General features: G+C 49.0%; 16 protein-coding genes. All 16 read right to left on the bottom strand.

Going from position 1 to position 13186, the window contains the following annotated elements; all coding sequences use genetic code 11:
• Positions 1 to 164 precede the first annotated feature (164 nt).
• The 16 genes from aroH to der all read right to left on the bottom strand — a co-directional run bounded on the left by aroH (position 165) and on the right by der (position 13109).
• Positions 165 to 545, bottom strand: a complete 381-nt coding sequence (aroH, locus tag SIC45_RS08380; RefSeq protein WP_298785966.1) for a chorismate mutase — start codon at positions 543 to 545, stop codon at positions 165 to 167.
• Between the two features lie 13 nt (positions 546 to 558).
• Entirely contained in the window at positions 559 to 1638 is a 1080-nt protein-coding gene (gene aroB / locus SIC45_RS08385; protein WP_319631810.1) for a 3-dehydroquinate synthase, read from the bottom strand.
• 3 nt (positions 1639 to 1641) lie between these two features.
• Entirely contained in the window at positions 1642 to 2814 is a 1173-nt protein-coding gene (gene aroC / locus SIC45_RS08390; protein WP_319631811.1) for a chorismate synthase, read from the bottom strand.
• Between the two features lie 113 nt (positions 2815 to 2927).
• Complete coding sequence (locus tag SIC45_RS08395; protein ID WP_319631812.1) at positions 2928 to 3743, bottom strand: protein-glutamate O-methyltransferase CheR; 816 nt, start codon at positions 3741 to 3743, stop codon at positions 2928 to 2930.
• Between the two features lie 183 nt (positions 3744 to 3926).
• The gene (locus SIC45_RS08400; protein ID WP_022792269.1) at positions 3927 to 4100 is read right to left on the bottom strand and encodes a YqaE/Pmp3 family membrane protein; all 174 of its coding nucleotides are present in this window, start codon (positions 4098 to 4100) and stop codon (positions 3927 to 3929) included.
• A gap of 69 nt (positions 4101 to 4169) precedes the next feature.
• Positions 4170 to 4619, bottom strand: coding sequence for a nucleoside-diphosphate kinase (ndk, locus tag SIC45_RS08405; protein ID WP_319631813.1), 450 nt, complete (start codon positions 4617 to 4619; stop codon positions 4170 to 4172).
• A gap of 83 nt (positions 4620 to 4702) precedes the next feature.
• A complete protein-coding gene (gene hepT, locus SIC45_RS08410; protein WP_319631814.1) occupies positions 4703 to 5674 on the bottom strand; it encodes a heptaprenyl diphosphate synthase component II in 972 nt (323 codons plus the stop codon).
• 11 nt (positions 5675 to 5685) lie between these two features.
• Entirely contained in the window at positions 5686 to 6546 is an 861-nt protein-coding gene (locus SIC45_RS08415; RefSeq protein ID WP_319631815.1) for a menaquinone biosynthesis protein, read from the bottom strand.
• A gap of 50 nt (positions 6547 to 6596) precedes the next feature.
• A complete protein-coding gene (locus SIC45_RS08420) occupies positions 6597 to 7457 on the bottom strand; it encodes a UbiA-like polyprenyltransferase (RefSeq protein ID WP_319631816.1) in 861 nt (286 codons plus the stop codon).
• Between the two features lie 30 nt (positions 7458 to 7487).
• Positions 7488 to 8192, bottom strand: a complete 705-nt coding sequence (locus SIC45_RS08425) for a demethylmenaquinone methyltransferase (protein WP_319631817.1) — start codon at positions 8190 to 8192, stop codon at positions 7488 to 7490.
• A gap of 14 nt (positions 8193 to 8206) precedes the next feature.
• Positions 8207 to 8965 carry a heptaprenyl diphosphate synthase component 1 gene (locus SIC45_RS08430; protein WP_319631818.1) on the bottom strand — a complete coding sequence of 253 codons (759 nt, stop codon included), beginning with the start codon at positions 8963 to 8965 and terminating at the stop codon, positions 8207 to 8209.
• A gap of 98 nt (positions 8966 to 9063) precedes the next feature.
• Positions 9064 to 9291: a trp RNA-binding attenuation protein MtrB gene (mtrB, locus tag SIC45_RS08435; RefSeq protein ID WP_298785985.1), complete on the bottom strand. Its 228-nt coding sequence runs from the start codon at positions 9289 to 9291 to the stop codon at positions 9064 to 9066.
• Between the two features lie 82 nt (positions 9292 to 9373).
• Positions 9374 to 9940: a GTP cyclohydrolase I FolE gene (folE, locus tag SIC45_RS08440; RefSeq protein ID WP_298785987.1), complete on the bottom strand. Its 567-nt coding sequence runs from the start codon at positions 9938 to 9940 to the stop codon at positions 9374 to 9376.
• Between the two features lie 113 nt (positions 9941 to 10053).
• Entirely contained in the window at positions 10054 to 11091 is a 1038-nt protein-coding gene (locus tag SIC45_RS08445; RefSeq protein ID WP_319631819.1) for an NAD(P)H-dependent glycerol-3-phosphate dehydrogenase, read from the bottom strand.
• A gap of 14 nt (positions 11092 to 11105) precedes the next feature.
• Positions 11106 to 11762, bottom strand: a complete 657-nt coding sequence (gene plsY / locus SIC45_RS08450; protein ID WP_298785991.1) for a glycerol-3-phosphate 1-O-acyltransferase PlsY — start codon at positions 11760 to 11762, stop codon at positions 11106 to 11108.
• A 33-nt stretch (positions 11763 to 11795) separates the two neighbouring features.
• The gene (der, locus tag SIC45_RS08455; protein ID WP_319631820.1) at positions 11796 to 13109 is read right to left on the bottom strand and encodes a ribosome biogenesis GTPase Der; all 1314 of its coding nucleotides are present in this window, start codon (positions 13107 to 13109) and stop codon (positions 11796 to 11798) included.
• Positions 13110 to 13186: the final 77 nt, after the last annotated feature.

Consider the following 13186-nt stretch of genomic DNA (forward strand, 5'->3'; position numbering starts at 1 on the left):
AGAGAACCCTGCATATACTACGCAGGATTTATTGGTTAAATGTGTTGTCAGGTATCTTCTATTCTCCGCTATTCTGCCTCTGCTCTTCTAACTCTCTATGCTGCCTCCGGTGGCAGCGCTCATCTATACCTTAACTATCGTTACTCTAGCTTATACTTATCCTACTAGGAATCCTTCTGCTTTGTCAATCCAAGGTCCGGACGAAGCGCCACCGCTTCGTTTAAAAAGATATGCTGCACATCTTTTGCAGGTACATTTACATCCGCAGTCATCATCACACGGATGCAACGCTCCAGGCTGCCAGGCACCGGGATTTCCTGGGCACACATTACCGGAACAAACTCCCATCCAGGAATCTCCCTCGCTGCTTTTGCCGGAAAAGCAGCATCCAGATCAGAAGTGACCGTAAACCAAATATGCGATACCTGGTCTGCGGTAATATGATTTTCCGCTATCATTTCCTTAAGTACCCGTCCGGTTTCTTCCCAGATCTCTTCTGCGTGGTTTTCTTTTACCGTTGTTGCACCCCGTACACCTCGTATCACTGTTGTCACCTGCCTATTTATAATAGCGATCGAGCAGCTGCCTGATCGTGTTTTCTTCCACTTTTGCTGTCAGCGGTTTCCCCGGCTTTTCGAGCAGCACGTAATGAATATCCCCGTAGGAAGCTTTTTTATCTCTTTTCATCGCTTCCACTAGCGTGTCAGCTGAAAGCCCGCCTGGGGCGTCCACCGGGTAGCCCAGTGATTCGAGCCATGCTTTTTCTTTTTCCAGATCCCAGTGGCCTGCGCCTTCGTAATTACTTACCGCAAGAGCAAACCACAGGCCGGCCGCCACTCCTTCTCCGTGCGTGATACGTCCGTAGCCCATTTCTTTCTCCAGGGCATGCCCAAGTGTGTGCCCCAGATTCAAAAAGGCCCGCACACCCTGCTCGCGTTCATCCTCTTCGACAATACGCGCTTTGACTTCAATCGACCGTTTAATCCAGGAAGCTACTTCGGGCGACTTCATATCCTCCACGCTCTGCACGCGGGCTTTTAAATCCTGCAAAAAGACCTCTCCGTCAAGGTAGGCGTGCTTGATCATTTCGGCAAAGCCGGAGCGCCACTCGGCGTCGGGCAGGGTGTGCAGTGTCTGCGTGTCATATATGACAGCCAGAGGCGGATGGAAGGCACCGGCCAGGTTTTTGCCTGCACGCAGGTTAATGCCCGTTTTCCCTCCTACGCTGCTGTCCTGGGCAAGAAGAGTGGTCGGCAGCTGAATATAGTCTACTCCCCTCATGTATCCGGCAGCTGCGAACCCGGTCAAATCACCGGCCACACCCCCGCCGAGCGCCACAAATACCGACTTTCTGTCCATTTCGCTTTCCGCTGCGAACTCCCACAGCCGGGAAAGCTCCTCCGCCGATTTGGACTGCTCACCTGACGGCATCACATAGGTGCTCACAGGCAGAAGCCGGGCCAGCTGGCTTTCTGTTTCTTCCCGGTAGAGGGCCTCCACCACCTCGTCCACGACGAGCAGGAAACGGCTGCTGTCTGCTGTTATCTCCTTTAAAACGTCTGCAAGCTGATAGCGGAGCCCTCCCCCGATTATTACCGGGTAGCTTCTTTTCTCCGCCTGTATCTGTACAGTTTCCATCGGTTAAAAATCCTTCGCTTCCTGTATGTACTCTTCAAAGTTCCGGCGGATACGGTCAACATTATCTGTGCCGAACATATCCAGAAAGGAGACGGCTACCTCAAACGCCACGACGTTTTCCATTACAACCGAAGCAGCAGGCACCGCACAGCTGTCCGAACGCTCAATGCTCGCTTTAAACGGTTCTTTGGAATCAATATCTACGCTTTGCAGCGGCTTATAGAGGGTCGGGATCGGCTTCATCACGCCCTGGATGACCACCGGCATGCCATTGGTCATCCCGCCTTCAAATCCGCCAAGGTTGTTCGTGCTCCGGTAATAGCCGTTCTCTTCGTCCCAGACAATCTCATCATGCACCTGGCTTCCCGGCCGGTTAGCCGCTTCAAAGCCGATACCAACTTCAGCCCCTTTAAAGGCATTAATGCTTGCAACCGCGCCGACGATTTTGCCATCAAGCTTGTGATCATACTGCACGTGACTGCCCAGACCTACCGGCAGGCCTTCCACTACAGTCTGGACAACGCCGCCAATGGAATCGCCATCCGCCTTCGCCTTGTCGATCGCTTCCATCATTTGTTTCTCCGCTTCAGGGTCCAGGCAGCGGACTGGAGACGCTTCTGACTTTTCCTGAAGCTCCTGCATGGAGGAATAAGACGTCTGTGCTGAATGAATACCACCTATCGTAAGAACCTGGCCTCCAACTTCTATTCCGAAGGTTTTGAGAATTTTTTTCGCCAGTGCCCCTGCCATCACCCGGGCAGTTGTTTCTCTGGCCGAGGAACGCTCGAGCACGTTTCTCATGTCACGATGCCCGTATTTAATAGCCCCGTTCAAATCTGCGTGCCCGGGACGGGGACGGGTAATTTTGCGCTTCACTTTTTCCGCTTCCTCTTCAGAGAGCGGTTCGGTGCCCATAATCTTTTCCCAGTGCACAAAATCGTCATTTTCGACGACCATTGTAATTGGTGCGCCGGTTGTTTTCCCATGCCGGACTCCACTTAAAAACTTCACCTTATCTTTTTCGATCTGCATTCTGCGGCCGCGTCCGTATCCACCCTGCCGTCTTGCAAGTTCCTGGTTGATATCCTCTTCAAGAAGCTCCATCTGTGCCGGAACTCCCTCAACGATCGTTGTCTGCTGTGGTCCGTGTGATTCTCCTGCGGTTAAAAATCTCATATGTGCCATCTCTCCCCTTTGCTCCATACGTATCTCTTTAGTGCTTTTATGCAGTAAATGATAACATAATCCTCTATTTAGTGAAACTGCCTTCTTTCATCTTCCTGAAAAGCTTAGCTTTTGCGGTAAAAAAAGGTCCCGGCCGGCTCAAACTTATACTTTTCCGGGTGAAACATCTGCTCCGTGCTTCCGACAAACAAAACACCTCCCGGGCGCAGCGCACCGTAGAACTGCTGGTAGATATAATCCTTCGCTTCTTCTGTAAAATAAATCATTACATTTCTGCAAATGATAACATCCACCTCCCTCACCGGATTATCTGCAAGCAGATTCTGCTTTTTAAAGCGAATGTCCCGGGCTGCCGCTTTGGTATCAAACTGGTAGGCCGGCGGACTCGCTTCAAAATATTTCTGCCGATACGCCGGAGGCACATTTTCTACTGCACGGGCCGAGTAGAGACCCATCTGCGCCTGTTCAAGGATGCGGCTGTCTATATCCGTCGCCGTAATGGAAAAGGAAGAACCCGGAAATGCTTCTTTCATCATCATCCAGAGCGAGTAAGGTTCTTCACCAGTAGAACACGCTGCAGACCATATGTGCGGATCACTGCGTTTGTTAAGTATTCCCGGAAGAATCGATGTCTGAAGCACCTCCCAACGGGCAGGATTACGAAAAAATTCGGAAACATTGATAGTCATCCGGTCAAGTATTTCCTTCAAAAGCACTTCGTCTTTCTGAAGACCCCGGTCAAATAAATCTGTGAACGAATGAAAACCTTTTTTCTGTAAAAAGGAAAACAGCCGCCGCTTCATCTGCGCCTCTTTGTATAAATGCAGGTCCAGGCCGGTTAGGCCCTTCATTTTTTGCACGAACAAACCGTAATCATCATCCATTTGATTTTCCACTGCTGCATTTTGCCTGCTTGTCATCGTATCCCCACTTTGCTGAGTATCGTTATTATATCACGGCAGCCTTGATTCTTCAGATTCCGATCAAAGATCTTTTCCATTATATCGACCAGCAGAAAGAAAATATTCACCTGATAACCAGGTGAGTGGCTTTTACCAGTAAATAATAAAAAAAGCGGGCCCCCTGCAGGGACACGCTTTAGATTAATACCTTTTCGCCCGTTTTTCCGCTTTGGAATCAGCTACGACGAAGCAGGCGTGAATGGATGCCGGCACCCAGAAAATCAGGAGCAGCAGAAAATTGATAAATGCCTGAAACGGCCGGCCGACGATCAGCACCGCTACCGGCGGCAACAGTATTGCCAGTAAATACATCATTGATTATCACCCTTATCTTGAATTGTCTATAAGAGTGTATTCCCAAAAGTGTATCAGCTTAATCTTGTTTTACAGCCACGCATCGATGGAGCGTTCATATTCAAGTACTTCCTCCGGTTTGAAAAACAAACCGATCTCCCGGTCCGCGCTCTCCAGGGAATCTGAGCCGTGGATAACATTTTTCTCTTTCACGTGCCCGAAATCGCCGCGGATCGTTCCTGCCGGTGCTTCTTTTGGATCTGTTTTCCCGATCAGCAGCCGCGAAATATGTATAGCATCCTGGCCTTCGAGTACTACGGCAAATACGGGGCCCGACGTAATAAAACCGACCAGATCATTAAAAAAAGGTTTTTCTTTATGTTCTTCGTAATGCTTCTGGGCTAATTCAGGTGAAATCTGCATAAATTTACCGGCGGCGATTTTCAGCCCTTTTTCTTCAAAACGCTGAACAATGCTGCCGACCAGTCCGCGCTGAACCCCGTCCGGCTTAACCATTACAAACGTGCGTTCACTTGTCATATTTTTTCCCCCATCCATTACTAATTACCAAAATTAGTATAGCAAAAGTTGAAAGCGTTAGCAATTACGGACTGGAAGGGGATCTAATATTTTCTGCCGCCAATATACGCAGCTATATCCTTTAAGGAATCCTTTGCCTCTATGTCCGGCAAAGTGGCAATCGCTTCATACGCTTTCTCCAGATACCGCTCACTCATTGTTTTCGCATATTCGATGCCCCCGGAACTATTGACTTCCGACAATATACGTTGCACCTGGCCTTCGTCGACTGCCTCCTCCTGAATAGCTGCACTGATTTTTTCCTGCAGATGCGGATTATGATGCATCGCATACAGCGCAGGCAGCGTTACATTTCCCTGCCTAAGGTCCCCTCCGGCAGGTTTTCCAAGCTCTTTTTCACTCCCGGTAAAATCGAGAATATCATCGATAATCTGGTAGGACATGCCAAGGTGATAGCCGTACCGGTAAAGCTGGCGCTGCGTCTTTTTTGATGCTCCGGCGCTTGCAGCACCGAGCTCACAGCCGGCGGCAATCAAAACCGCTGTCTTTCTGCGGATTCTGCGCAGATACGTCCGCAGCGGCTGCTCCCAGTTGTACTGGTCCCGGATCTGTTCGATCTCGCCGACGCATATTTCGATCAGCGTCTTTGAGATAATCCGGTTGATGACAGGGTCCCGGTAATAGGCTGCGCGCTCAACCGCACTTCCAAAGATATAATCGCCGGTGTACATCGCTACTTTGTTGTCCCATGCCGCTTTGACTGTAGATTCGCCCCGGCGCAGCTCAGCATCATCTATCACATCATCATGAACAAGAGAAGCCATGTGTATCAGTTCAAGTGAAGCAGCAGCATGTTTGATATGCCCGATATCATAATTTCCAAATTTCGCACTTAGCAGCACTAAAACCGGCCGGATTCGTTTGCCTCCAGCTTTTAATAAATGATTCGACGCTTCAGTCAAGACGGCGTGCTTCGAGTCCACCGCTTCTTCAAGCGTTTTTTCGATCACTTTTATATCCGGTTTTAAATCTCTGTACAGATCCATCAGCTTCATCTTATTCACCTTCAAAATAAATAATGCACCTCGTCTCCCGGCTGCAAAATATCTAAACTTTCAACTGCTTCATTTAAATATCCATACTTATAAGCGAGATGGTAATAATAAAGCAGGCCTTCCTGCTCTCTGGTCCCAAGCGTGAAATGAAGCCCCCGGAAGTAGTTCTGCCAATACGTCCTGCTGCCTCCAAGCCTGTGACTGTAATCACTGGCCATTTCGGCAAAATTGTCCTGCTGTGCTGTGCGGCGGCTTTGTAAAAAATCCTGATGCAGAGCAGACCATGTGCTCTCAGCCTGATGGAACGATTCGTTTTGAACAGCAAATACAGCGTAAACCATCGGCAGGCCGGTATGAGCATACCAAAGTTCGCCGAGATCGTAACAGAACCAGTCGCTTTCCTCCCAGGAAGCCCTGATGGCGTCATCGCCAATTAACAGGTAAGCGTCGTTCTGCTCTTTCATTTTCACCGGATCCGGTGCCTGCGTCTGATACTGCGCTTCTGTCACCTGATAGAATTCCTGCAGTATAATTTTCAGCAGATGAACGCTTGTCGCACTTGTCGATGTTAACGCAATCCGCCTCCCCACAAGCTCATCAAGAGGGTAACGGGAATAGAACAAAATGGACCGTACTTTGCCGGCAGAAGCTACACAAAGAGAAGGCAGAAGCGAAAGAGCATGCGTACTGGACCCAAAAGCAAATGAAGATACAGCACTTCCGCTCAGCTTTTGTTCTTCGAGTTTTCGGTTCAGCGAAGCAGGTACGTCCTGTTCGAACTGCACCCCCTCCTGCTCAAGCTTTTGACGGTCGAGATAATAAAAAAACGGTTTTGCGTTCGTATAAGCGATTTCTCCCATTGTTATGGACATAACCATCTCTCCAAATCGTATACATCTTCACTGTACAGGTGTACATGTTTTTACATTAAAATATCTCCAAGGGTAAATACTAATATCACGATGCTGATAATCCCATTCATGGGAAAAAAGGCGACTCCAACCTTCGACAGGTCATAAGGCTTCACCAGAGAATGCTCGTAAATCATGATTGCCGCAGCTGCGGCAAGTCCAATAAGATAAAACCAGCTGAGTGGCGAAAGCAGATACAGTGCAAGCAGGGAAATCAGACTGACGAGGTGAAACCCCCGGGAAATGTAAAGAGCTTTCGCAATCCCGAAGCGGGCCGGGATGGAATTCAGCCCGACGCGCTTGTCATACTCCGCATCCTGTGTGGCATAAATTATATCAAATCCACCAATCCACATAGCTACCGCCGTAAACAGCAAAAATGCCTCCGGCTGAAGCGTGCCAGTTACTCCTACCCATCCGCCGAGCGGCGCGATACCAATTGTTATTCCTAAAAACACATGGCAAAGCCAGGTGAAGCGCTTTGTGTAGGAATACAGCGTCATAAAAAAGACAGGAATCGGCAGAAGGTAGACCGCCAGCATATTTAACTGAAACGCAGCGATAAATAAAACAAAAAAAGATCCAAGCACAAATAAAATGGCTTGACCTCTTGAAACGTCTCCTGCAGGAATGGCACGTGTTTCCGTTCGCGGATTGCGGGCGTCTATTTCTGCATCAATCAGGCGGTTCAGCGTCATTGCAGCGCTGCGGGCACCAAACATTGCCAGTGTGATCCATATCCAGTCAGCAATGGAGGGCCAGGAGCCGTTGATCATCAGGCCGCCGAGCGCCGCTCCCAAAAATGCAAAAGGGAGGGCGAATACGGTATGTTCGAATTTTATCATTTCTAAAATGGTTTTAATTTTATTCATTGGTTCAACTTCCTTATCACTGTCATTTTATCACTTTTTGCGTGCAATATGGGCACAGACGGTGCCGGCAGAAAAAGGAGACATCTGCACCCGGCTGAACCCTGCTTCCATGAACATAACCCCAAGCGTTTCTTTTGACGGAAAGGCCATGGTCGATTCCTGGAGCCAACGATATTCATCGTACCGGTTAATCAGTACTTTCCCTATGACCGGCATGACCGACTGAAAATAAAAGGAATAAAATTTTTCTACAAGGCTGTTTTCCGGCCAGGATGTTTCCAGGCACACAGCGGTACCGCCAGGCTTCAGCACCCGCTGCATTTCCTTAAGCACCCGCAGGTAATCGGATACGTTCCGGAGACCGAAGCCTATCGTTACATAATCAAACGAGTCATCCGGAAACGGAAGGCTGTTTACATTTCCATGTATTAAATCGATGTTTGTGAGTTGTTCCCGGTGCACCTTCTCCCGGCCGACCTCCAGCATTTTTTCACTGAAATCAATGCCGGTGGCGCTGCCGGCTTTTCCTACTGCTTTTCCAAGCTGAATCGTCCAGTCAGCCGTGCCACAGCATAAATCGAGCGTTTTCGCTCCACGGTGGACGTTCATCTGCTTCATTGTTTTTTTCCGCCAGCGTTTATGCAGCCGAAAGCTGATCACGCTGTTCATGTGGTCGTAGTTGCCTGAAATAGACTGGAAGACCTGATATACTTTATTTTCTTTTTGGGTAGCCATCATTGAAACCCCTTTTACTCAATACCTACAGCTATCCATTCATCCATTAGCGAGTGCAGCCCCTCAGAGAGCTGTTCGTCTTTTTCGACATGCTGATGAAAAAAGCTGTGTTCTTGATCGATTAATTGTTTTAATATTTGGCGGGCGCTCTGCGAGTGACCTTCCCAGTGCTGCACCTGGGCAGCGCTGGCTGAAAATTCTTCGGTACGGCCAAACCATTCCCATTCATGAAGCAGTCTTTTCAAGGCAAAAATAGAGGAGGAAGCCACTGCAAGATGCGGGCGCCCGTAAAAATGGATAACCGCTTCCACAATGCCCGCTTCACTCATTCTAAGTGTTTGAAGCATATCGGTATAGTCCTGGCACTCACCAAAATGCAGCTTCATTTTCGCTTCATTCATGCTCCGGATTGCTGATGTGAAAACTATAAGGATTTCCTGATGAAAAGCAGTACTGAGCAGACGATAGTAAAGACTGCTCATCAAATCCCCGTTCAAAATCGTCAGCTGCCTTATTTTCTTGTCATCGCCGTCGTTATGCAGCTGAATCTGTTCATGAGCCTTAAATGCTGACTGCACGAGCAGTACAGCTGCAATTTGTTCCACCATTCGTTCCCGGGGCACTTTGGCCCCACTTAACGCTTCCAGCAGAAGGTGAACCGTCTCTTCGTGCGCTTCCGGCAGCCCGATTTTCTGCTCAATGTACGAGTGCTGGGTCAGGCGCTGAAACTCTTTTTTTATTTCCTCTGCACATGGTGTCCAGTAGTTGTTCATGCCGCTTCCCCCAACCCCTTAAATGCTGGTGATTTCATTTCTTACGTCCTATGCTCTCCAATTATAGCACAGGCTCTTTGTTTCCAAGAAAGATTACATTAATCTTCCCCGCTTCCTGCCTTTATTTCGCCGTAGCTTGTTTGTATAACCGCGTTGCCGCGCACCTTGATCGCAGATGTATGCTCGGTAAACTGAGCAATAAGTACTTCTCCGCCGTCTAATTTTTCCAAGTGATGAAAACGAGTGTCCTTGCCGCGGGTCAAGCCCATAACGTTGACACCGTCTTCTTCTGCACGGATGACGATAAAATCATCTCCATTCTGCATTTTAAGACCCTCCCTGTTTTCGGTTTGTGCCCATGGTAAAGCGCCTGCTTTCTGCAGGCGCCTGATTTTTATCTGCTGGTGATCAGTGCTTAATCAGCGAAAGAACTTCGCTCCTTGCCGCCTGATCTTCTTCAAATGTTCCTCTCACTGCGGACGTTACCGTCATAGATCCCGGCTTTTTCACGCCGCGCATCGTCATACACATATGTTCAGCTTCAAGAACGACCATCACTCCGTGAGGTTCAAGTGTCGAAACAATTTCGTTTGCAATAGTATACGTGATACGCTCCTGAAGCTGCGGACGTTTGGCAATTGTTTCCACGGTCCGGGCCAGCTTACTCAGACCTGTCACCATTCCGCCTTTTGGAATGTAGGCTACGTGAGCCTTACCGAAAAAGGGGACCAGGTGATGCTCGCACATCGAAAAAAACGGAATATCTTTTACCAGTACCAGTTCCTCGTGGTCTTCCCCAAATACAGTTTTTAAATGCTCGTCTGCTGATTCATGCAGCCCGGCAAAAACCTCCTGGTATAAACGGGCTACCCTGTCCGGAGTGTCGAGCAGGCCTTCCCGGCCGGCATCTTCACCAACACCTTCAAGAATCAGCCTGACACCTTCTTTTATTTTTTCGTGATCAAAATTAGCCACCGTAAGTCCTCCAATCAACTTCTGCTGCCTTCAGCCACTGCTGTTTGTCTTGAGAAATTTTAGCACAAGCCCTTTTAGAAAGCAAAAGGGGCGCCTTTAACGTAACAGGCGCATTAATCATTATCATCGAGCAGCATGATGGAGTGCTCTTTTTCATTTTTCTTTCCACGCTCCATCAGGGACTTTGCCATTTTCTCCGGCGGCACGTGTTCAAACAGAACTTTATACAGCCCTTCTGTAATTGGCATTTCCACTCCAAGAGACCTGGACCAGTGGTAGACAGCTTCGGTAGTCCGCACTCCTTCAACGACCATCCCCATCTGCTCCAGTACGTCTTCGAGGCTTTTGCCTGAGCCGATTTGATTTCCAGCCCGCCAGTTCCGGCTGTGTTCACTTGTACATGTAACGATCAAATCCCCAAGACCCGAAAGGCCGGTAAAGGTAAGCGGGGATGCTCCCAGATGGGTGCCAAGACGTGTAATTTCCGCCAGCCCTCTTGTCATTAAAGCAGCCTTTGCGTTATCCCCGTATCCAAGTCCTGATGTAAGACCGATACCGAGGGCAATAATGTTTTTCAGCGCCCCGCCAATCTCGACACCGAGAAAATCATCATTTGTGTATACACGGAAAGCCTGGTTCATAAACAGCTCCTGCACCCGGGTCTGTACTTGTTCAGAGGTGCCTGACACCGCGACAGTGGTTGGCTGCTGCTCTGCCACTTCTTCCGCATGGCTTGGCCCCGAAAGCACGGCCATTCCTTTAAAAGAAATATCCGTCCACTCTTCTTCGAGAATTTGCGATACTCTTAAAAACGAGTCAGGCTCGATGCCTTTAGCTGCATGTACGACAATGGTTTCCGGCTGAAGATACGGCATTAACTCGCGGGCGATTTTTCTGACTGCCCCGCTCGGAACCGCAAGCACAATGTAGGAAGCCTCACCTGCTGCTTCCTTTATATCAGTGGTGGCCACTATATTTTCGGGCAGGACAATCCCTTTTAAATAGCCTTCATTTCTGTGTGTGGTGTTGATTTCTTCAGCCAGCGCTTCTCTGCGGCACCAAAGACGCACCGAATGCTGATTTTGTCCTAACACAGAAGCCAGGGCCGTTCCCCAGCTTCCTGCTCCAATAACAGCTGCCTGTTTCTTCATGTTTTTAACTCCTTTTATCCTTCACTGCTCTTTTTATACAATGAGCTTTCATTGCCACGCAGCAGGCGGACGATATTTGTACGGTGCTTCCATATCGACAGAAGGCCAAGAAAAACGGTTAAATACAGATAGGTCTCCGGATGTCCGTTGGTCGACTGGGTATAGAAAACCGCCACCGGGGTTAAAACAGCAAACAACAGAGAGCCAAGAGACACGTAACCGGTAACTGCAATCGCTGCAATCGCTATAATCCCGACATAAATTGCCGGAAAAAAGACGAGTACACTGATAACTCCGATGGCCGTTGCTACACCTTTGCCACCGCGGAAGCCAAAATAGACCGGCCAGTTATGTCCAAGTACGGCGGCAAGACCGCCAAGAGCGGGAGCCAGACCGTCCACCTGGCTTAACGACAAAAATCCGGGCAAAAGGGCCGAGGCTGTCCATTGGAAAAAGAAGCCGAGCCAGACCGCCACCATTCCTTTCAGCACGTCTAAAAGCAGCACCACCACCGCCCATTTTGTGCCCAGGACCCGCCGGGTATTTGTGGCTCCGGCATTGCCGCTCCCGACAGAACGGACGTCCACCTTTTTTATTCGCTGCACAAATAGATAACTAAAACTAACTGAGCCGATTAGATAGCCAATCACAACTGCAAGAATTACTCCCATTGCACTCTCCCCTTACCAAACCATTTCCGGCTGCTATTCGTTTTTCTTTCTGGCCACGATTCGAAGCGGTGTCCCTTCAAACGAGAAGGCTTCGCGGCATTTATTTTCCAAATATCTGCGATATGAAAAATGCAGAAGCTCCGGATCATTTACAAACAACACGATAACCGGAGGGCCTGAAGCCACCTGTGTTGCAAAATTGATACGCAGGCGTTTATTGCTGTGGGTCGGGGTTGGATTCATAATAACCGCATCCATAATAACTTCATTTAACACATTGGTAGGGACCCGTACGTGATGATTTTCAGCCACCTGACTTACTACCGGCAAAAGGTTCTGCATTCTCCGCTTCGTCTTGGCCGAAAGGAAAACGATCGGGGCATAGTCGAGGAACTGGAACTCCTCCCGAATTTCTTCGGTGAACCGGTGCATCGTTTTGTCGTCTTTTTCCACTACATCCCATTTGTTAACTACAATAACGATAGCCCGGCCGGAGTCGTGCGCATAGCCTGCTACTTTTTTGTCCTGTTCCCGGATGCCTGCTTCGCCGTCGAGAACGACAACAGCTACATCGGCCCGTTCCATGGCACGCATCGCCCGGAGTACACTGTATTTTTCTGCTTTTTCATACACTTTTCCCCGCCGGCGCATGCCCGCCGTATCAATGATGCTGTATTTCTGGCCGTCTTTTTCGAACTCCGTGTCCACCGCATCTCTCGTCGTGCCGGGAATATCGCTCACAATGACGCGTTCTTCCCCGAGTACTGCGTTCACGAGAGAGGATTTCCCCACATTCGGCTGACCGATGACTGCCATATGAATCGTGTCATCGTCCTTTTCCTCTTCGTCCTCCACAGGAAACCGTTCGAGCACTTCATCCAGCAGATCACCGAGGCCGAGGCCGTGGGAACCGGAAATCGGAAATACTTCTCCGAGGCCAAGGGAATAGAATTCATACATCTGCTCCCGCATTTCATAGTTGTCTATTTTATTCACGGCCGTGATGACCGGTTTTTTGGATCGAAGCAGAATGTCTGCGACTTCTTCATCTGAAGCCGTAATGCCGTCCCGCCCGTTCACGATAAAAATAATGACATCTGCCTCGTCGATAGCAAGCTTCGCCTGCTCCCGAATTTGAGTGAGCAAAGGTTCATCATTCAGTTCAATGCCTCCGGTGTCAATCACGTGAAAGAAGCGGTGCAGCCATTCACCTTCCCCGTAAAGCCTGTCTCTTGTAATACCCGGCTCGTCTTCGACGATAGCCATTCGTTCTCCGATAATACGGTTGAATATTGTTGATTTGCCGACATTTGGCCTGCCGACAATGGCGACTGTAGGTTTTACCATCATTTTGATTCCTTTCTGTCTCTAAATCTATCTTCATTATCATAACATGAAACAGATACGTTCCTCTCCCCCAAATT

Origin of the sequence: Marinococcus sp. PL1-022 (assembly GCF_033845285.1) — a bacterium.
Classification (GTDB): domain Bacteria; phylum Bacillota; class Bacilli; order Bacillales; family Marinococcaceae; genus Marinococcus.